This window comes from Mesorhizobium sp. M1169, from assembly GCF_040318345.1.
GTDB lineage: Bacteria > Pseudomonadota > Alphaproteobacteria > Rhizobiales > Rhizobiaceae > Mesorhizobium.
Window position 1 is genome coordinate 91,618 of the sequence record NZ_JAMYME010000015.1, and the last position, 20,094, is coordinate 111,711.

Sequence of the window (20,094 nt, forward strand, 5' to 3'; positions counted from 1 at the left end):
TGCCCGGCTGGAATTCCGCATCTGGCGGTACTCCAGCCAAATCCGGCTATCTAACTGAATTCCGGGCTTTATGTTCCATTCGGCACCGGCACGCCTGGATCACTGTTGGGTGATCGAGCGATCCAAAGCTGCCTGTCAGGGGGCGGCGGGGCGGCGGCGCGTAGCTCATTCTGTCTTTTTATCGAGCCGATGAAACATTTCTCATGGATCGCAGTTCTTGGATGCAGAGGAGTTGAATAAGGGCAACCTGATTGCACGGGAGGAGCACGGACGGCACAACTATAAATACGCTCTGCATAGAATACTTCGCAACTGGAAGCTCTCGCTTGTCTTGGTTGCCGCCGAAGCTTGTTTGAAAGACGGCGATCGCCGCCGAAAAGATTTCTAAATGAAAATAGCCCAGATCGCACCGCTAACCGAATCCGTGCCGCCCCGAACCTACGGTGGAACGGAGCGAATTGTTTCGTATCTGACCGAAGAACTTGTCCGACAGGGCCACGAGGTGACGCTGTTCGCCAGCGCCGATTCTCGTACCTCAGCCGAGCTGGTGCGGTGTTGCGACGTCGCGCTGCGCCTGAACCCCAGGGTCCAGGACGGTGGTCCGCACCATGTTATGATGCTTGAACGGGTGCGCCGGCGAGCCGGTGAATTCGACGTTTTGCATTTCCACGTCGATGTTCTGCACTTCCCCATAATTCGGGATTTTGCCAGACGAACGGTTACCACGCTTCACGGCAGGCTCGACCTGCCCGATCTGGCGCAGCTTTATGCGATGTTCGACGACGTTCCCCTGGTCTCGATTTCCTTCGACCAGCGCCGGCCCATGCCGCCCGTCAATTGGGTTGGAACCGTGCATCATGGCCTACCCCGCGATCTTCTGCCATTTCACCCGAACACCTCCGGCTATCTTGCGTTTCTCGGTCGCATCTCGCCGGAAAAGGGGCCGGAAGCCGCCATACAAATAGCAGCGCGGGCCGGGTTTCCCCTGAAGATCGCCGCCAAAATCGACAAGGTGGACCAGTCGTTCTGGAAGGAAAGGGTCGAGCCGCAAGTGCTGCGGCATTCGAACGTGGAGTTCATTGGCGAGATCGATGAGCGGCAAAAGGCGGATTTTCTGGGCAATGCGAAAGCGCTTTTGTTTCCGATCGACTGGCCGGAACCCTTCGGTCTCGTAACGATCGAAGCAATGGCCTGCGGTACGCCGGTGGTTGCGTTCCGGCGTGGCGCCGTCCCGGAGATCATCGATGACGGTGTGTCCGGATGGATCGTGGATACGGTGGAGGAAGCCGTGGGCGCGCTCCGGCGCATAGACAGCCTCGATCGCGCACGAGTGCGGCAGACGTTCGAGAAGCGGTTCACGGTCGAGCGCATGTGCAGCGATTATCTGGCACTCTACCGAGCACTCACGAGCGGCACGGCAGACGCAGTTGCCCCCACAAACGAGCTCTCCAGAAATATCGCGATGGTGGCTGTGCCGGGCTGAGGAACCGACTGATCCACATACAGACCACGACGGCGGAGTCCGGGAGCGCCTGCGGGGTCTTGTCGCCGGGCGCGGCGATCGCGCCAGAAGCCTTTGATCAGCAGCAAGCCTTCCCGGGACTAATGCTTTCGCGAGCGGCGTCGTACTGCCGCCCGGTCCGGATTGACGCGCGCTACTTTCGCTGCAAAGGTGCTTTAACGACTTGTTTACCATGCGTCGGTCAGGGGTGGGGGAATTTGGAACGGTTTCTGGGCGCGAACCGCCTTAATTGGGATGATCGGGCCGAACTGCACTCGACCGACACAACGGGCAGCTACCACATCGAGAATGTGCTGGCCGGCGGATCCAATCTCTATGAGCTGGAAACGCGCGAGCTCGGCGATATCGCCGGCAAGGATATCGTCCACCTGCAGTGTCACATCGGTCTTGACACGATCAGCCTGAAGAATCTCGGCGCAGGCAGCGTGACCGGGCTCGACTTTTCACCGACGGCGATCGTGGCAGCGCGGGATTTTGCTGCGAAGGCAGGCACCGAAGTGCGCTTCGTGGAAGCGCCACTGTTCGAGGCGGTGGAAGCGCTCGGCCGGACCTTTGATATCGCTTACGTTACCTGGGGTTCGGTAAACTGGCTGGACGACGTGTTCCGTTGGGCGCGGGTGGTTGCCGATCTTCTGCGACCCGGCGGCCGCCTCTACATGGCCGAGGGCCATCCATTGCTGTTTCAGTGCGATCGAAAGGCCGCGGCCCTGGAATTGAAGCACGACTGGCGAACGCCGATAGCTCGGCCGCTCGCCTGGAACGAGGAACTGACCTACACCGGCGATGATCGCATCTTGAAGCATCCTCGCTATTATGAATGGATCCACCCGATCAGTGACGTGGTGAATGCGCTGATTTCAGCTGGTCTGACGCTCGATTTTCTCAATGAGCATGACACGGTTTCGTGGCAGCACTTTTCATTTGCCGTGCGGGCCGGCAAGGATATGTACGGCTTGCCGGAGAACTCTCCCAAGATACCGATGGCTTATTCCATTGGCGCGACGAAGCGCAGCGTCGGCAAGATACCATACCTTGTGTCTCCCAAGGCGATTGAGGGGCACTAGTCCAGGTCAACGCTCCAGAGTACTCGGGTCGGAGCGTCGACTTGTGCAATCGCGCTCGCGCTCCTCTATCTTCCGAGCAAGCCAGGTCTAGCTGGCCTCTCTCTCGGTCCGCTTCCACAGACGAGCGCCTTGAGATGAGCAGATCTCCTCGCGAATGGTCGACAGACGCTGGATCGCCGGCGCCAGCGTATCTCAATCAGTGGGACCATGGCAGTGGAAGTCGGCAGCTGGCTCCAACCGCTCGGGCCTGCAACGTCAGCAACGGTCGGAAGTGCAAAAGCTCTAAGGAGCGTGAAGGTCAAATTAAACATTGAAAGCTAATGTTCCTCATCGGGTCGACCCGAAAACCTGAAATGGCACTTGAGGAATCGCCTATTGGCTTTTTTCCGCGCTAGGTTCGGCGGCATCAAGGAGGTCGTCTTTTCGTCGGCAAATATTCCGGCGGCGATCGCGCTTGTCGTCATACTTATCAGCGCTGCGTTCGCGGAGCACCAGAACAAAATCGTCTCGGACCAGGCCGTCCGTGCGGACGTGCTGACCAAGGTCAACCTCATCCGCGCCAAGCTCGAAGGCAATATCAACGGAAACCTTCAACTCGTGCGTGGATTGGTCGCCGCGGTCGTGACCGAGCCCTATATGGGTCAGCAACGCTTCGCCTCGCTCGCGAGCAATCTGTTTGGCGCCGACTCGCAATTGAACAATATTGCCGGCGCGCCCGATCTGGTCGTTTCCCTGATGTACCCGATGGAGGGTAACGAGCAGGCGATGGGCCTGGATTACCGCAAGAACGAGCGACAGCGTGCGGCTGCGCTAAGGGCGCGAGACGAACGCAAGCTGGTGCTTGCCGGTCCCGTCGAGCTGAAGCAGGGAGGACAAGGCTTCATCGGCCGCTTTCCGGTTTTCGTGCGGAGCGCGGGCAATACGGAAAGATTCTGGGGCATCATTTCCGCCGTTGTCGACGTGCAGCGTCTTTATCGGGCGAGCGGGCTGCTTGACGACGATCTCGGGATTGACATAGCGCTGATCGGCAGGGACGCTCTCGGCCAAAATGGAGACCAATTCTACGGTAATGAGCGGATCAGCAAAAGCGATCCAGTGACAGCCGACGTTGTGCTCCCGTCCGGTTCGTGGCAAATCGCGGCCATTCCCAAAAATGGCTGGCCTTCGACGCCAAGCAACGCATGGTTGTTGCGCGCTATCATGGCGACGGCCGGAGCCTTGGTTGTGTTCCCTTTCCTGGTCACAGGCCGCCTGATTGGCGAAAGACAGCGCAATTATGCGGAATTGCGTCGATTGTCACGACGCTTGGAACTCGCCCTGGAAGCGTCGGCTATTGGGGTTTGGGAACACGATCTCGCGACCAACGAGCTTACGTGGGATGATCGCGTCAACGAAATATATGGCAAACCAACCGGCGAGCACCGGGGCTATCCAGACTGGGCGGGAGCAATACACCCAGATGATTTGGCTGGCGCCAACGCGGACTTCGACAGGGCGGTGGCCAGCGGACGACCATATTTGTCGGAGTACCGGATTGTGCGTCAGGATGGCGAGATCCGTCATGTCCGGTCCAAGGCGATCGTTTACCGGGTCGCAAACGACACCCCAAAAATGATCGGCGCGGAATGGGACGTGACTTCCGACGTCCTGCTGAACAAGGATCTGGTTCGTGCAAAACAGCTGTCCGAGTCGAAAAATGCAGAACTCGAGTCAGCCAAAGCGCGCATAGAGCACATCGCGCTTCATGATTCGCTGACCGGCTTGCCCAACCGGCGTTACCTCGACCAGGTACTGGAACATTACGCGGCAAACGCCAGGCGCTCAGGCGGGCACGCGGCACTGCTTCACATAGATCTGGATCGGTTCAAGCACATCAACGATACGCTGGGCCACGCCGCCGGTGACGCGATGTTGGTTCACGCGTCAACCGTGCTCAGGTCGAAGGTCGGCGACGAGGGATTCGTCGCCCGTATCGGGGGAGACGAATTCATCGTTCTGTGCGTGGTGCGCGACGATACCAAGCAGCTGGCGCTGCTCGCCGACCGCGTCATCAGCCAGATGCGCGAACCGGTCTACTATCAGGGTCATCGATGCCGTTTTGGTGTCAGCGTGGGAATCGCTGTCGATAACGGAAAAGATGTCGAAGCCAAACACCTGCTGGTGAACGCCGATATCGCGCTTTACCGAGCAAAGGGGCGGGGGCGCAATCGATACGAATTCTTCACCGACGCGATGCAAAGCGAAATCGTCGATACCAAGCGGATTGCCGACGAAATTCTCGGCGGCCTCGAGCGCAACGAGTTCATCCCGTTCTACCAGCCCCAATTTGACGCAAAGACGCTCGAAATCGTTGGAGTTGAGGCGCTGGCGAGGTGGAAACATCCAATAAAGGGTATTTTGGCGCCCGACGTCTTCCTGAGGATTGCAGAAGAACTGAACGTTGTCTCGATCATCGACCAAGCCATATTGAAGCAATCGCTTTCGGATTTCGAAGCGTGGTCCGCTGCAAAACTTCACATTCCGCGGGTGTCGGTCAATGTCTCGGCCAGGCGCCTTCAGGATGAGGAGCTCATCAAGAGCCTGCGAGAGCAAAATATCAAGAAGGGAACAGTTTCGTTTGAGCTTGTTGAGTCGATTTTCCTGGACGAGAACGACGACCTTGTCACGTGGAACATCGAGCAGATAAAAGAACTGGGGATTGACATCGAAATAGACGATTTTGGTACCGGTTACGCTTCGATGGTCAGTTTGCTGAAGTTGCAGCCGCGCCGGCTGAAGATAGATCGGCAGCTGGTCACCCCAATCGTCAAATCGCCGCAGAGAAGGCAGGTTGTCTCGTCGATCATTGAAATCGGCAAGTCGCTGGGTATCGAGGTCGTGGCGGAAGGCGTCGAGACGATGCAGCATGCACGGCTACTTAAGGGCCTGGGCTGCGACATATTGCAGGGTTATGCCTTCGGCCACGCGTTCGATTCCGAGGGACTTAAGACCTTTGTCCGATCGCGACGCCTGCGCACGGCCAGCTGAGCCTCGGCGCCAGAATTTATCGAGCCGACCGCCTTCACGTTGCGGTACATAGGCGTACAGCGGACAAAGCTGAAAACAACGCCAAACCTCAGATCAGCAGCAGCCCCTTCATGCTGGAGTGGCCTTTCCTGCCGATGATGATGTGGTCGTGAACGGCAATACCAAGCGGTTTGGCCGTCTCGATGATCAGCTTGGTCATCTCGATGTCGGCGCGCGACGGCGTCGGGTCTCCCGACGGATGGTTATGCGCCAGAATGATCGCCGTGGCGGAGAGCTCCAAGGCGCGCCTGACCACCTCGCGCGGATATACCGGTGTGTGGTCGACGGTGCCGACCTGCTGGACTTCGTCGGCGATCAGCGCGTTTTTCTTGTCGAGGAACAGGATGCGGAACTGCTCGCGCTCCTCGAAGGCCATCACCGACCGGCAGTATTCGAGAACCTGCGTCCAGGTCGACAACAGCTCGCGGCCGGCGATCTCGCCGCGCGCCATGCGCTGCGCCGTTGCCGCAACCACCTTGAGGTCGAGCGCCACCGCCGGGCCGATGCCCTTCACCTCCTGCAGGCGCTCGACGGACGCACCGAGGACCTCGGCCAATGTACCGAAGCGTGCCAGCAATGCCTTGGCGACCGGCTTGGTGTCGGCGCGCGGGATCAGCCGAAACAATAAAAGCTCGAGCAGTTCGTAGTCGGGGAGGGTGTTGGCACCGGCGGCGAAGCGCTCGCGCAGGCGGTCGCGATGGCCGAGATAATGCGGCTTGTCGGCGGCCCCCGCCTTCGCGGGCGATCGCACTGGGCTTTCGGGAAAGAAGGCCCGCTCGTCGTCGTTGCCGTTCATGGCTGCCCCACCCAGCATTTGCCGGGCAAGGTAACGCCCGATCTGCCAGACACTAGGCCCGCAGGCCGGGGCGGTCGAGGTTTTTTGGCGACAGCGTGAAGATCTCGCAGCCGGTCTCGGTGACGCCGATCGTGTGCTCGTACTGCGCCGACAGCGAACGGTCGCGCGTCACCGCGGTCCAGCCGTCCGACAGCACTTTCACATGCGGCCGGCCGAGATTGATCATCGGCTCGACGGTGAAGATCATGCCCGGCCGCATCTCGACGCCTTCGCTGGCGCTGCCGTAATGCAGGATATTCGGCGCGTCGTGAAACAGCCGGCCAACCCCGTGGCCGCAGAAATCGCGCACCACCGAGCAACGCTCGGCTTCGGCATAGGTCTGGATGGCGGCGCCGATGGCGCCGGTTCGGGCGCCCGGCTTGATTGCCGCGATGCCGCGCATCAGGCACTCATACGTGACTTCGAGCAGCCGCTCCGCGGCACGCTTGATCGTGCCCACCGGATACATGCGCGAGGAGTCGCCATGCCAGCCGTCGAGGATATAGGTGACGTCGATATTGACGATGTCGCCATCCTTCAACGGCTTGTTGTCGGGTATGCCGTGACAGACGACGTGGTTGATCGAGGTGCAGGATGATTTCGTGTAGCCACGGTAGTTGAGCGTCGCCGGAAGCGCGCCATGGTCCATCCCGAACTCGAAGACGAAGCGATCAATCGCTTCGGTGGTGACGCCGGGCGCCACAATCGGTACCAGTTCGTCGAGGCAGCGCGCGGTGAGATCGCAAGCCTTGCGCATGCCGACAAAACCTTCCTCGTCGTAAAGACGGATCTGGCCGGTGTTTCTGAGCGGTGCCGTGGCGGCGTCGAGATAGGTGACCATTTTATCCGTCTTGCAGGGATGCGGGGCTGGATGAGCCTCGGCGAGAGAAACCTTCCCAGATTTGGCACTGGAAAGCGCAAGGTTCAAGGACGAACTGCCAGCGACGGGCCGAAGACCGGCGATATTCACGCCTGGGGGCATTCTCCTTGCCTCTAGCGGCCCATACTTCGCTGGGTTCATTGACCACCGTAGTGACGACACATTTCTAGGTGAGAAGCGGCCCAAGCATTAAGCCGCCACGGCAATTTTTTGCGACGAACGGCGTTGCTGCGGGGGTGTCAGTTCGGGAGAGATCGAATGGACAGACTGCAATTCGAGGTGCCGGTGCGGATCGCGCCTGTGCCCGGCCAGCCGGTCGAGGAAATCTACAGTGTCGAGCAGGCGCTCGATTTCCTGCAAACGTGGCCGGTTCGCCGGAAGGGACCAACCTATCAGGCCGCGTTCAATGCCTGTTTTGGCGCCACGGTGGACATCGTCGAGACCGAAGACGCATGGCGGGCCTTCATGGCCTTTTGCCGGGTGAGCGGGCTGCTTGCCAGGGACATGATGGTTCCGCGCAAGCGCGGCGGCGAGGCGAGGGGACTGCGGGCTTAGACAGCCTTCGACGTAGTCCTCAGTCGTCTTCGTCTCTTCTTGCCGACATCCCTATCAGAGTGGCGGGCCCAGCAGAGCTGGCGCAGCATCACGCTGGCGATAGACATATTCCAAGTTGAAATGCTGGTACGCCCAAGGGGAATCGAACCCCTGTTACCGCCGTGAAAGGGCGGTGTCCTGACCGCTAGACGATGGGCGCGCTCAGATGTGAGCGCTTATAGTTGCGTCGCGACAAACCGGCAACCCGTCTGCCGCCGGCTGCGACAACTTTTTTCCTTTGGCTCCAAACCGCGTCTTTCCGACAGCCAAGCTGGTTTTGCGGCATGATGTAACGTCGCCGACGGAACTTCGCAGTGCCCGAAGAACCTCGCCCTAGCCGCGCCTGCGGCAGCGCCAGTTCCAGTCGCGCTCGGGGCCGACATCGACATGGACGGATTCGGTGTGGCAGTAGGTGCCGACGCCGCCGCGGCCCGGCATGGTGCGGATGTAGCTCGCCAGTTCCCACTTCGAGACGCCGGGGACCTGGATGTCGGCGGCAGCGCAGTACATGTGCAGCGAATTCTTGGCGCCGTTGGCGCGGCGGTTGCGGGCCGGATCGCGATAGCCAGAGGTGACCGTCATCTTGCGGCCGTAGTGGCCTTCGATCGTCTTCAGCACGCGAACCAGCGACGGCTTCAAGCAGGCGACATCGACGCTTTCGTTCTGTTTCAGGAGGCCGTTGGGCGCCAGCCGGGCAAGGCCGGCGGCGGAGGCGACCTGGTAGGCGCCACCCGAACCTTCGTCTTCGTTGAGATCGACGTCACTCTCATCGTCGAGGCCGGATTTGCGCTTGATCTCGAACAGCGCCGTCTGTCGCACGCCGGGCAGCGCGTCGGCCGTGAAGTGGCTGGTATTGCCCGTCGACACCAGCTGCACCGGCTTTTCAGCCGGATCGGCCGAGGCCAGGGTGACGGTGGGTTTTGCCGCAGGCGTCGCCTTGGCCTGCATGACCGTTGGCTGCCCGCCCGATCTGCTGTTGGCCGGCGAAGAAGGTGCCGCCGAAGCAGGCGTGGCGCTGAACAGTGAGGCCAGGAAGTTTTTCTTCGGTGCGTAGGCCTGTGGCTGCGGCATCTCGCCGGCGGTCACATAGACCGGGTTGTTCATCGCCGGCTCGGCGGCCTTGGCGTCGGGCTTCGATGCATCAGCACTGTTCTGCGCCACGGCCTGTTCAGCCGTCTGGGCGTTTGGTTGCAGCGGTTGCGGCGTGTGTCCCGCGATCGTCTCGGCTGCCGTGGGAACGGCGATCGGGAAGCCGGCGTCGAGCTTGGCCCCTGGCTTGGCCACCGGCACATAGGCGACCTGCTCGGGAAGGTTGGCGTCGCCGTCGGCATTCATCGTCATTTGTGTGCTTGTCATCTGCGACGATGATGCGGCCGTGCTGGCCTGGGGCGCACCGGCGGCCGTGCTGATTTCGGTAGCCGAGGTATTATAGCCTGGCATGCCGACCGACATGGTCGGGTCGCCGGCCGAGGTGCAGGACGCCAGGAGCACCGAGAAAAGCGCCACCACAATGGCGCGGCTCTCTCCCTTCGCGAGGCGCGATCCTGCTGATCTCAAAACCAAATTCCCCCTCGATATCCGACCGGTTCGTCATTGGCGCGGCGTCGAAACGTCTCGTCGAAATGACCCTTGTTCCCCGAACCGGAAACGAGACCTGTGTCAAATCTGCAAGCCTCAAAGTAATTTGGCGGCTAGAGGATGAATCAAGGCTGCTCAGGGTTGACGGCACCATTTCGCCCGCTTTTGGCGGCGCGTCAACTCACCACACATTACAGATGGTTACACGCGCACCTTGACATAGGTGCCGGGGGCTTCGCCTAGAACTTGCATATGCTCGCCCGGTTTGCGGGCCGGTACGCGGGTATTGTCCTTGGCTTCGATCCAGCGTTGCCAGTGCGGCCACCAGGAACCGGGATGGTCGGTGGCCCCGGCGAGCCACTGGTCGAAGTCGCCGGCCGGCTTGCCGCCGGTCCAGTAGTGATATTTCTGCGCCGCCGGCGGATTGACGACCCCGGCGATGTGGCCGGAGCCGGCCATGACGTAATCGACCTCGCCGCCGAAATATTTCGAGCCGAGGAAGACCGAAAGCGCCGGCGCGATATGGTCCTCCTTAGAGGCGAGGTTGTAGACCGGAATGGTAACGTCCTTCAGCGAAACCGTGCGGCCCGCCAGTTCCATCATGCCTTGCGAAAGCCTGTTCTCGAGATAGCAATTGCGCAAATAGAAGGAATGGTTGGCAGCGCCCATGCGGGTCGAATCGGCATTCCAGTACAGCAGGTCGAAAGGCAGGGGATCCTTGCCGCGCATGTAGTTGTTGACGACATAGGGCCAGATCAGGTCGCCCGAGCGCAGCATGTTGAAGGCGGTCGCCATCTTGGTGCCGTCGAGATAGCCTTTCTCGTTCATCGCCTTTTCGACGGCCGCGACCTGCTCCTCGTCGACGAACACTTTTAGATCGCCGGCATAGGTAAAATCGACCTGGGTGGTGAAGAAGGTGGCGGATTTGATGCGGTTGTCGCCTTCCTGCGCCATCAGTGCCAGGGCCGCCGCCAGAAGCGTGCCGCCGACGCAATAACCGATGGCGTTGACTTGCCTTTCGCCGGTGGCCTTTTCAATCGTGTCGAGGCCGTATTGCAGGCCCTCCCTGATATAGGCCTCCCAGCTCTTGGCGCCGTGCCGCTCGTCCGGGTTGATCCAGGAGATGATGAAGACGGTGTGGCCTTGCTCGACTGCCCAGCGAATGAAGGATTTTTGCGGGTTGAGGTCGAGGATGTAGTATTTGTTGATCCATGGCGGGCAGATCAGCAGCGGCCGCTTGAGCACGGTGTCGGTAGTCGGTTCGTATTGCAGGATTTCGGCGACGTCGCTGCGGCCGACCACCTTGCCGGGAGTGGTGGCGAGATTCTTACCGATCTCGAAAAGCGAATAATCGGCCTGCCGCAGCTTCAGGTCGCCCTTGCCGGCGGCAATGTCCTCGGCCAGCATCTTCATGCCGCGCACCAGGTTTTCGCCGTTGGAGGCGACAGTCTCGCGAAACAATTCCGGATTGGTCAGGATGAAATTCGACGGCGAGATGGCATTGGACACCTGCTTGACATAAAAGCCGGCCTTGTGGCGGGTGTGCTCGTCCAGGCCATCGGCGTGCTCGACCAGTTCGGCCGCCCAGCGCGAGGTGACCAGATACGCCTGTTTGAGGAAATCGAAGAAGGCGTTGCGGCCCCATTCCGGGTCCTGGAAACGCTTGTCACCGCGCTCGGGCTTGACCGCGTCCTCGGCGTCCTCGGCGCCGGCGCCGATGCGCTGGACGGCATTGGCCCAGACGGTCATGTAGCCGGAAAACAGCCGCGTTTGCGCCTCCAGCGCGCGCTGCGGGTCGGAGAGCCAGTACTCGGTGAGCTTGGAGAACGTCTTCACCATGTCGACGACCGGCTCGGCGACGTGATCGCGCACCTCGCCCTTTTCCCGCGGCTCGGCCCATGCCGAGGCGGCCTTGCCGGCCTGCTCGATCATGCGAGCCATGTTCAGAGCGAAGCGTTCCGGGTCCTTCACCAGGTATTGCTCGACGGTCGAAGGTTGGTCATCTTCCGCTTTGCCCGAATCGGGTGTTTTGGACATGGTTCGCGGGGTTCCTCCCGAAGCGTTTTGTTGACATATTACCATGGGATATCGAACAGGGTCCAATGTGCTCTAACCCGGCCGCCAGGAAAACAATATGACGATTAATATTGGCAAGGACGTTTTTTCCGGCACTGGTCGTTTTTGCCGCATGGCGCTCGTCCTGTTGGCGATGGCCGGTTGCACGAGCAGCAACATGGAAGGTGCGGCGCCCGCCACCGGCCTTGTCGGCGCGAAGGACACCGGTTCCTATCCGAACCTGAACATCCGGCCGCAGGTGGCGGCCGAGCAATTCACCGACGAGGAAAAGAACGCCAAGCTCGCCCAACTGAAGGCCGAGGAGCAGAGCCAGGCCGCCAAGGGCGGCGGCGTCAAGGTTGCGGACCAGGCAGCGCTGGACCAGCTGGCAAAAAAACACGGCGCCGAGGCGCTGAAGCAGATCGAAGGCAAATGCGACCCCGCTCTCGACCCTAGTTGCAAATAGGCTTATACGCGCGACCGCAACCTCACTGTCTGGAACTGCCATGGAAGAATTTCACAAGGTCCGCAGGCTTCCGCCCTATGTCTTCGAACAGGTCAACCGGCTGAAGGCCAGCGCGCGTTCGCGCGGCGCCGACATCATCGACCTTGGCATGGGCAATCCGGACCTGCCGACGCCCAAGGCCATCGTCGACAAACTCTGCGAGGTGGTACGCGATCCGCGCACGCACCGCTATTCGTCGTCGCGCGGCATTCCGGGCCTGCGTCGTGCCCAGGCCAACTACTATGCCCGCCGCTTCGGCGTGAAGCTCGACCCGGACAGCCAGGTGGTGGCGACGCTCGGCTCGAAGGAGGGCTTCGCCAATATGGCGCAGGCGATCACCGCCCCCGGCGATGTGATCCTGTGCCCCAATCCGACCTATCCGATCCACGCCTTCGGCTTCATTATGTCAGGCGGCGTCATCCGCTCGCTGCAGGTCGAGCCGGACGACGGCTTTATCCCGGCCCTGGAGCGCGGCATCCGCCATTCGATCCCGAAGCCGCTGGCACTGATCCTCAATTATCCGTCCAACCCGACGGCACTGGTCGCTTCGCTCGATTTCTACAAGGAGGTGGTGGCCTTCGCCAGGAAGAACGACATCATCATCCTGTCGGATCTTGCCTATTCGGAGATCTATTTCGACGGCAATCCGCCGCCTTCGGTGCTACAGGTGCCGGGCGCCATAGACGTCGCCGTCGAGTTCACCTCGATGTCGAAGACCTTTTCGATGCCGGGCTGGCGCATGGGTTTTGCGGTCGGCAATGAACGGCTGATCTCGGCGCTGACGCGAGTGAAATCCTATCTCGACTACGGCGCCTTCACGCCAATCCAGGTGGCGGCGGCGCATGCACTCAACGGCGACGGCGCCGACATCGCCGAAGTGCGCGACGTCTACCGCAAACGCCGCGATGTCATGGTCGACGCTTTCAGCCGCGCCGGCTGGACCATTCCCGCACCGGCGGCATCGATGTTCGCCTGGGCGCCGATCCCGGAGCCGTTCAAGCACCTTGGCTCGCTTGAATTCTCCAAGCTCCTGATCGAGCACGCCGACGTCGCGGTGGCGCCGGGCGTCGGCTTCGGCGAGCATGGCGACGATCACGTGCGCATCGCGCTGGTCGAAAACGAGCACCGGATCCGGCAAGCGGCGCGCAACATCAAGCGCTTCCTCGCATCCAGCGCCAAGCAGCCGAATAACGTCGTACCGCTCGCCGCGCATCGCTGATTTTCTACACATCGACCGACTGAATGGGGCGTCGCCGGACATGGCTGAAGCGTTGCGTGTTGGAATTGCCGGGCTCGGCACCGTCGGTGCGTCGGTGGCCCGCGTGCTGCGCGACAAGGCGGCTGAACTGACGCGACAGTGCGGACGCGACATCGTCGTGTCGGCGGTTTCGGCCCGCGATCCCAAACGCGACCGCGGCGTTGATCTTGGCACAGCACAGTGGTTCGACGATGCCGTCAAGATGGCGCAGACCGCCGAGATCGATGTCTTCGTCGAGCTGATTGGCGGCGACGAAGGCCCGTCACGCTCGTCCGTCAAAGCGGCGCTCGAGGCCGGCCGCCACGTCGTCACCGCCAACAAGGCACTGCTTGCCAAGCACGGGGTGGCATTGGCCGAGATCGCCGAGAGGAAAGGCGTGCTGCTCAATTACGAGGCGGCGGTGGCCGGCGGCATTCCGGTCATCAAGACGATGCGCGAGGCGATGGCCGGCAATTCGGTGACCCGCGTTTTCGGCATCCTCAACGGTACCTGCAATTATATTTTGACGCGCATGGAAGCCGAGGGCCTGTCCTTTGATGCCTGCCTGAAGGATGCGCAACGGCTGGGCTATGCCGAAGCCGACCCGACCTTCGACATCGAGGGTCACGACACCGCGCACAAGCTGTCGATCCTGACCAGCCTTGCCTTCGGCACGAGGATCGCCGCCAACGATATCTACATGGAAGGCATCTCCAACATCAGCCAGGCCGACATCCGCGCGGCCGGCGATCTCGGCTACCGGATCAAGCTGCTTGGCGTCGCCCAACGCACCGAAAGCGGCATCGAGCAGCGCGTGCACCCGACCATGGTGCCGACGGCCTCGGTCATCGCGCAGGTGCACGGCGTCACCAACGCGGTGGCGATAGAAACCGACATCCTCGGCGAATTGCTGCTTTCCGGCCCTGGCGCCGGCGGCAACGCCACCGCGTCGGCGGTGATCGGCGACATTGCCGACATCGCCAAGAGCCGGCCTGGCTTCCAGCATGGTCCGGTCTTCGGCCGGCCGGCGAAGGAATTGAAGCCTTACAAGAAAGCGCAGATGCGCAGCCATGCCGGCGGCTATTTCATCCGGCTGACCGTGCACGACCGCCTCGGCGTCTTCGCGGCAATAGCCAAGCGCATGGCCGACAACGACATTTCGCTGGAATCGATTGTCCAGCATGCCGCCGGGCCGGAAACCGAGGCACAGAAGACGGTCATCCTGGTGACCCACGAGACGACCGAGGCGGCGGTGCGCAAGGCCGTCGACGGCATCACCAGGGACAGCCTTCTGACCGACAAGCCGCAAGTCATCCGCATCGAGCGGGCCGGATAGCAGTCTCACATTTTGCGTTTAATCGATTGATATTGCTGCGCTTTCAAAAAGGTCCAACGCAGGTCTTGCTGTTGTCACGGGGCTTTGACACAAGAAGCGCGTCTCTGGCGGAGAGGCTAAACTGCCAACGAGGATTGTCCATCGATGAATGTGGCCCAGAACATTGTCGCCGGCCTCGACCGGATACTGACCATGGAATTGGTGCGCGTCACCGAACGCGCCGCGGTCGCGGCCGCCAGATTGCGCGGACGCGGCGACGAGAAAGCCGCCGACCAGGTCGCGGTCGATGCCATGCGGCAGGAGCTCAACCGTCTTGCCATCAACGGCACGGTGGTGATCGGCGAAGGCGAGCGCGACGAGGCGCCGATGCTTTATATCGGCGAAGAGGTCGGTACCGGCCAAGGCCCGGCTGTCGACATCGCGCTTGATCCGCTCGAAGGCACGACGATCTGCGCCAAGAACCTGCCCAACGCACTGGCCGTTATCGCCATTGCCGAAAAAGGCAGCCTTTTGTTCGCGCCGGACGTCTATATGGACAAGATCGCGATCGGTCCGGGTTATGCCGACGGCATCATCGACATCGATGCCTCGCCGGCCGAAAACATCGCCAGCCTCGCCAGGGCCAAGGGCGTGCCGGTGGCGGAGATCACCGCCTGTATTCTCGACCGGCCACGCCATGGCGCGTTGATCGAAGCCGTGCGGGCGACCGGAGCCGCGATCCGTCTGATCGGCGACGGTGATGTCGCCGGGGTCATCCATACCACCGACCCGGACGAGACCGGCATCGACATCTATCTCGGCACCGGAGGCGCGCCCGAAGGCGTGCTCGCAGCTGCCGCCTTGCGCTGCACCGGTGGCCAGATGCAGGGCAGGTTGATCTTCGATACGCCGGAAAAGCTGGCGCGCGCCGCGAAGATGGGGATCTCCGACCCAAAACGGATCTACCACACGCAAGACATGGCACGCGGCGACGTGCTGTTTGCCGCGACCGGCGTCACCGACGGCAATATGCTGGCCGGCGTCAAGTTCGGCCGCAATTTCATCACCACGCACACGATCGTGCTGCGCTCGTCATCGCGGACCGTGCGCGAAATCAAAGCCAGGCATCAGGATCTGGAAAAGTTTTGATTTCGACTCAGTTAGCCGTTGCATATTGTGCGCAATGACAAATTGCAGACGGCGCGTCACGTGACGGGGGAAAGACGCTTTTTCCTCGATGTCAGGCAGTCGGCCACCGGCGTTTCCTGGGAACACCGGCTGACCGAGCGTCAGGACATGGCCGCGCTCGCCATCGCGCAAGGGTATGGCGTGCCTGACATCGTGGCACGTGTGCTGGCCGGGCGTGGTGTCACCGCCGAGCAGACCGAGCGGTTTCTGGATCCGACCATCCGCAATCTGCTGCCCGACCCGGCATCGCTGACCGACATGGACAGGGCCGCCGCTCGCATCGCCCAGGCGGTGATGGCCAGGGAAAAAGTGGCGATCTTTGGCGACTACGATGTCGACGGCGCCGCCTCGTCGGCGCTGCTCAAGCGCTTTCTCGCATATTTCTCGGTGGCGTCGGAGATCTACATACCGGACCGCATCTTCGAGGGTTACGGCCCCAATCCGGAAGCGATGCGCGAACTCGTCTCGCGCGGCGCGACGCTGATCGTCACCGTCGATTGCGGCACCAACAGTGCTGCTTCCATCGACGCCGCAAAGGCCGCCGGCGCCGACGTCGTGGTGCTCGATCACCATCAGGTCGGCGGGCCGCTGCCGGCGGCGGCTGCGGTCGTCAACCCAAATCGCGAGGACGACCTTTCCGGCCAAGGTCATCTTTGTGCCGCCGGCGTCGTCTTCCTTTGCCTGGTGCAGACCGCGAAGATCCTGCGCGGCCGCTTGCCGGATGCCGCACCGCCGGACCTGCTTGGCCTGCTCGACCTGGTGGCGCTGGGCACAGTCTGCGACGTGGTGCCGCTCACCGGCGTCAACCGCGCCTTCGTGGTCAAGGGGCTGCAGGTGGCGCGGCAGCAGAGAAACGAAGGGCTGGCGGCGTTGGCGCGGGTCTCGCGTATAGGCGAGCCGATCAGCACGTTCCATCTGGCCTTTCTGATCGGTCCGCGCATCAACGCCGGCGGGCGCATCGGCGACGCAGCACTTGGCAGCCGCCTGCTTGCAACCGACGACCCGGTCGAGGCCCGCACCATCGCCGAGACGCTGGATCGGCTCAACCAGGAACGGCAGTCGATGGAGCAGGAGATGCTGGCCGCCGCGCGCTCAGAGGCCGATGCCGAGCTTGCCGGCGGCAATGGTCCGGCCATCGTGGTGACAGCCAGCAGCAACTGGCATCCTGGCATTGTCGGCCTGCTTGCCTCGCGGCTCAAGGACCATGCAAGACGGCCGGCCTTTGCCATCGCCTTCAACGCCAATGGTGTCGGTACGGGGTCAGGCCGTTCGGTGTCGGGCTTCGACCTCGGCCGGCTGGTGCGCGAGGCTGCCGATGCCGGGCTTATCGTCAAGGGCGGCGGCCACGGAATGGCGGCCGGCATCACTGTCGAGCGGGCGAAGCTCGGCGAACTCAGGGCTTTCTTCGAAGAGCGCGCGGCGGTGGATGTGTTCCGCCTGCAAGGCGAGGAGAGCCTGGCGATCGACGGCGCGCTTGCCGCCGAGGGCGCGACGCTTGCGCTGCTCGATGCGCTTGAGAGGGCAGGGCCGTTCGGCGCCGGGCATGTTGCGCCGGTGTTCGCGCTGCCGCGCCACCGGCTTGTCGATGCGCGGGCGGTCGGCAGCAACCACATCCGCGCCGACCTGCAGTCGGAAAGCGGCGGCCGCATCCAGGCGATCGCCTTTCGCGCGGTCGACACGGCTCTTGGCGAATTCCTGTTCAAGAACAGGGGTAAGCCGGTGCATGTCGCCGGCTCGCTGTCGGGCAACCACTGGAACGGCAACCGCACGGTGCAGTTCCGCATCGTCGACGCGGCGCTTGCCTGAGAGCTCGCTGCCGCCCTGCCTAAGCGAGGACGGTCTGCAGCCGGGTCAGGTCGCCGATCTGCGCCATCGTTGCCTGGTAGCCGATACGGATCGCTTCGTCGGCGCGGTGGAATTCGGTCAGGCCGATATGGCTGAGCTTCGGCTGCAGCGATATGTCCGGCGGGTCGCCGGCCAGCCTGGCGCGCGAAATGCGGTCCTGGATGATGTTAAAGGCCTCGACCATGACGCCAGTAATGCCGAGCCGCGTCTCGCGCGACTGGCGTTCGGGATCGGCGTGGCCGGCCCTCGGCGCGTCTTTCTCGATGACCAGCTCGCCGGCATTGTGCTTGATCACCGCGGCGCGGCCGAACAGATCGTAGTGAAGGTTCACCGCAACCACGAGCGGCTGCTCGTAGGCACGGCAGACCGAGACCGGCACCGGATTGACCAGTGCGCCGTCAACCAGCACACGCCCATTGCAGGCGACCGGCTCGAACACGCCGGGCAGCGCGTAGGAGGCGCGCATTGCGGTGCTCAACGAGCCGCTCGACAGCCAGATCTCATGGCCGGTGCGGATTTCCGAAGCGACGCAGACGAATGGTTTTGGCAGGTCCTCGAAGCGGATGCCGGCTATGTGCTCGCGCAGCCGCGCATCGAGCTTCATGCCACCGAACAGGCCGCTGCCGCGTAGATTGAGGTCGAGAAGGCCAAAAATGCGCCGCCTGGTCAGGCTGCGCGCGAATTCTTCCAACTCGTCGAGCTTGCCGGCAACATAGCAGCCGCCGACCAGCGCGCCGATCGAGGTGCCGGCGATCATCGACACTTCGATGCCGGCTTCATCAAGCGCGCGCAGCACGCCGATATGCGCCCAGCCGCGCGCACAGCCGCCACCCAATGCCAGCGAAATCCCGGTTTTGCCCGGAGATTTGGTTTCGGATGCGCCCGCAGCCGAGGAGAGGCCATTGGCCTCCCGAACGTCAGGTCTGTTGCGCAATGACGCCCAGTCGAGCATCACAATCTCCCTTGTCCCACGGTCATCCTACAGGCGGGCCGTATCGAAATCATGAATATACGTGGCTGAAGTGCTGCGAATGGTTCATATTGATGGTGTATTGGGCTTTCGATTGGTTTTTTCCGCATCGAACGGCGGCTTGCTGCCGTCGCTGGCAAGCGTCCCTTTGCCATCGCTCAGCCCCACCGTCCGATAAAAGCATGAACGTCGGCCGGTGTGACAAGTTGCTTCGTGACCCAGCACTTTGACGCGCAACCATATCGCGTCCTGGTCACAATCCGTGAGCATCTCGACGACCTGCTGGACATTGCCCGAGGTTTCGCCCTTCTTCCACAGCGCGTTGCGCGAACGCGACCAGTAGTGCGCGATGCCGGTCTCGAGCGTCAGCGCCAGCGCCTCGGCATTCATATGCGCGACCATCAGCAGCACGCCGTCTTCGGCATCGGTGACCACGACAGTGACGAGGCCGGCAGCATCGAAGCGCGGTGAAAGGACCGCGCCTTCCTCGAGTGCCTTCTTGTCTGTTGGAGCTTTCGGGAATTCCAATGCCGACATTCGCCGGTCCTTATCTAGCGAAGCCGGCAGGCCGATCAGATCCTGCCGCCGCGCACCATGGTGACGAAGCGGACCTGCTCTTCGGGTGTGTCCTTGAAGACGCCGGTGAAGGTTGAGGTCAGCGTGGTGGAGCCCTGCTTGCGGATGCCGCGCATGGCCATGCACATATGCTCGGCCTCAAGCATAACGGCCACACCGCGCGGATTGAGCACGTCCTGGATGACGCCGGCAATCTGCGCGGTCATCGCTTCCTGGGTCTGCAAGCGATGGGCGAAGATGTCGACGACACGGGCTATCTTGGACAGGCCGACAACCTTGCCGTCAGGCAGATAGCCGACATGCGCCTTGCCGATGATCGGCACCATGTGATGCTCGCAATGCGAGTGGAAGGATATGTCCTTGACGAGAACGAGGTCGTCATAGCCGGCAACTTCCTCAAAGGTGCGGCCAAGTTCCTCGGCTGGGCACATATCATAACCGTTGAACATTTCGCTGAACGCCTTGGTGACGCGCTTCGGCGTGTCGATCAGGCCCTCGCGGTCAGGGTTGTCGCCGGTCCAGCGCAACAAGGTGCGCACAGCGGCTTCGACTTCGGCCTCGCTCGGCCGGTCGGTGACCGGCTTTTCCATATAGGCAGACCGCGGCATGAGTTTCTTGATAACGGCGTCCATAAAGGCGTCTCCCGTAGTTCCTCTCTCAGGAGGAACGAGTTGAACGGACCACGACCTTTCGGGTGTCAGAAACTCGCCCGGTTTCCAGCCCGTAAGTGGCGTGAACAGAATTGGGTATGACGAGGTTTGTGGTCGCCTTGTCGATACCCGACTACCGCCATTATATATGTTCGTGCCGAGCGAAAGGAAGACGCCAGAGCGGCAATGACTGTTCGCTGGGCGGCGACGGATT

Annotated in this window: 16 protein-coding genes and 1 tRNA gene; 9 read left to right on the forward strand and 8 right to left on the reverse strand. The window is 61.9% G+C overall.

Going from position 1 to position 20,094, the window contains the following annotated elements; genetic code table 11:
- Nucleotides 1-388 precede the first annotated feature (388 nt).
- The 3 genes from NKH41_RS17195 to NKH41_RS17205 all read left to right on the forward strand — a co-directional run bounded on the left by NKH41_RS17195 (nucleotide 389) and on the right by NKH41_RS17205 (nucleotide 5,613).
- Entirely contained in the window at nucleotides 389-1,483 is a 1,095-nt protein-coding gene (locus NKH41_RS17195) for a glycosyltransferase family 4 protein (protein ID WP_352614039.1), read from the forward strand.
- A 59-nt stretch (nucleotides 1,484-1,542) separates the two neighbouring features.
- Nucleotides 1,543-2,586, forward strand: a complete 1,044-nt coding sequence (locus tag NKH41_RS17200; RefSeq protein WP_352771418.1) for a class I SAM-dependent methyltransferase — start codon at nucleotides 1,543-1,545, stop codon at nucleotides 2,584-2,586.
- A 447-nt stretch (nucleotides 2,587-3,033) separates the two neighbouring features.
- Complete coding sequence (locus tag NKH41_RS17205) at nucleotides 3,034-5,613, forward strand: bifunctional diguanylate cyclase/phosphodiesterase (protein WP_352473926.1); 2,580 nt, start codon at nucleotides 3,034-3,036, stop codon at nucleotides 5,611-5,613.
- 88 nt (nucleotides 5,614-5,701) lie between these two features.
- Here NKH41_RS17205 and radC read toward each other — a convergent pair whose 3' ends face one another.
- Together radC and map are read right to left on the reverse strand one after the other, a co-directional pair.
- On the reverse strand, nucleotides 5,702-6,448 hold the full coding sequence (gene radC, locus NKH41_RS17210; protein ID WP_352771416.1) for a RadC family protein: 747 nt from the start codon (nucleotides 6,446-6,448) through the stop codon (nucleotides 5,702-5,704).
- 52 nt (nucleotides 6,449-6,500) lie between these two features.
- A complete protein-coding gene (gene map, locus NKH41_RS17215; RefSeq protein WP_352451363.1) occupies nucleotides 6,501-7,328 on the reverse strand; it encodes a type I methionyl aminopeptidase in 828 nt (275 codons plus the stop codon).
- A 297-nt stretch (nucleotides 7,329-7,625) separates the two neighbouring features.
- Here map and NKH41_RS17220 point away from each other — a divergent pair, with 297 nt between their 5' ends.
- Nucleotides 7,626-7,922, forward strand: a complete 297-nt coding sequence (locus NKH41_RS17220) for a DUF982 domain-containing protein (RefSeq protein WP_023678889.1) — start codon at nucleotides 7,626-7,628, stop codon at nucleotides 7,920-7,922.
- Nucleotides 7,923-8,046: 124 nt separating this feature from the next.
- Here the strand turns inward: NKH41_RS17220 and NKH41_RS17225 are convergent.
- From NKH41_RS17225 to phaC, 3 genes are all read right to left on the reverse strand, one after another.
- Nucleotides 8,047-8,121: transfer RNA gene (locus NKH41_RS17225), tRNA-Glu, on the reverse strand.
- Nucleotides 8,122-8,294: 173 nt separating this feature from the next.
- Nucleotides 8,295-9,524, reverse strand: a complete 1,230-nt coding sequence (locus NKH41_RS17230; RefSeq protein WP_352771414.1) for a D-Ala-D-Ala carboxypeptidase family metallohydrolase — start codon at nucleotides 9,522-9,524, stop codon at nucleotides 8,295-8,297.
- Nucleotides 9,525-9,740: 216 nt separating this feature from the next.
- A complete protein-coding gene (gene phaC / locus NKH41_RS17235) occupies nucleotides 9,741-11,576 on the reverse strand; it encodes a class I poly(R)-hydroxyalkanoic acid synthase (RefSeq protein ID WP_352771413.1) in 1,836 nt (611 codons plus the stop codon).
- Between the two features lie 151 nt (nucleotides 11,577-11,727).
- On the opposite strand from phaC, the gene NKH41_RS17240 reads away from it, so the two are divergent.
- The 5 genes from NKH41_RS17240 (at nucleotide 11,728) to recJ (ending at nucleotide 17,645) form a co-directional block, all read left to right on the forward strand.
- On the forward strand, nucleotides 11,728-12,060 hold the full coding sequence (locus NKH41_RS17240; protein WP_352647805.1) for a hypothetical protein: 333 nt from the start codon (nucleotides 11,728-11,730) through the stop codon (nucleotides 12,058-12,060).
- A 40-nt stretch (nucleotides 12,061-12,100) separates the two neighbouring features.
- Nucleotides 12,101-13,318 (forward strand): LL-diaminopimelate aminotransferase, encoded by a 1,218-nt coding sequence (locus NKH41_RS17245; RefSeq protein ID WP_023678886.1) that lies wholly within the window; start codon nucleotides 12,101-12,103, stop codon nucleotides 13,316-13,318.
- A 40-nt stretch (nucleotides 13,319-13,358) separates the two neighbouring features.
- Nucleotides 13,359-14,672, forward strand: a complete 1,314-nt coding sequence (locus NKH41_RS17250) for a homoserine dehydrogenase (RefSeq protein ID WP_352500850.1) — start codon at nucleotides 13,359-13,361, stop codon at nucleotides 14,670-14,672.
- Between the two features lie 144 nt (nucleotides 14,673-14,816).
- Nucleotides 14,817-15,800: a class II fructose-bisphosphatase gene (gene glpX, locus NKH41_RS17255; RefSeq protein ID WP_352451359.1), complete on the forward strand. Its 984-nt coding sequence runs from the start codon at nucleotides 14,817-14,819 to the stop codon at nucleotides 15,798-15,800.
- A gap of 60 nt (nucleotides 15,801-15,860) precedes the next feature.
- A complete protein-coding gene (recJ, locus tag NKH41_RS17260) occupies nucleotides 15,861-17,645 on the forward strand; it encodes a single-stranded-DNA-specific exonuclease RecJ (RefSeq protein ID WP_352451358.1) in 1,785 nt (594 codons plus the stop codon).
- A gap of 19 nt (nucleotides 17,646-17,664) precedes the next feature.
- On the opposite strand, the gene NKH41_RS17265 is transcribed toward recJ, so the two are convergent.
- From NKH41_RS17265 to folE, 3 genes are all read right to left on the reverse strand, one after another.
- Nucleotides 17,665-18,636: a patatin family protein gene (locus tag NKH41_RS17265; RefSeq protein WP_023678882.1), complete on the reverse strand. Its 972-nt coding sequence runs from the start codon at nucleotides 18,634-18,636 to the stop codon at nucleotides 17,665-17,667.
- A gap of 84 nt (nucleotides 18,637-18,720) precedes the next feature.
- Nucleotides 18,721-19,191: a phosphoribosyl-AMP cyclohydrolase gene (gene hisI / locus NKH41_RS17270; RefSeq protein ID WP_352771409.1), complete on the reverse strand. Its 471-nt coding sequence runs from the start codon at nucleotides 19,189-19,191 to the stop codon at nucleotides 18,721-18,723.
- Nucleotides 19,192-19,226: 35 nt separating this feature from the next.
- Nucleotides 19,227-19,862, reverse strand: a complete 636-nt coding sequence (gene folE, locus NKH41_RS17275) for a GTP cyclohydrolase I FolE (RefSeq protein WP_352466975.1) — start codon at nucleotides 19,860-19,862, stop codon at nucleotides 19,227-19,229.
- Nucleotides 19,863-20,094 lie beyond the last annotated feature (232 nt).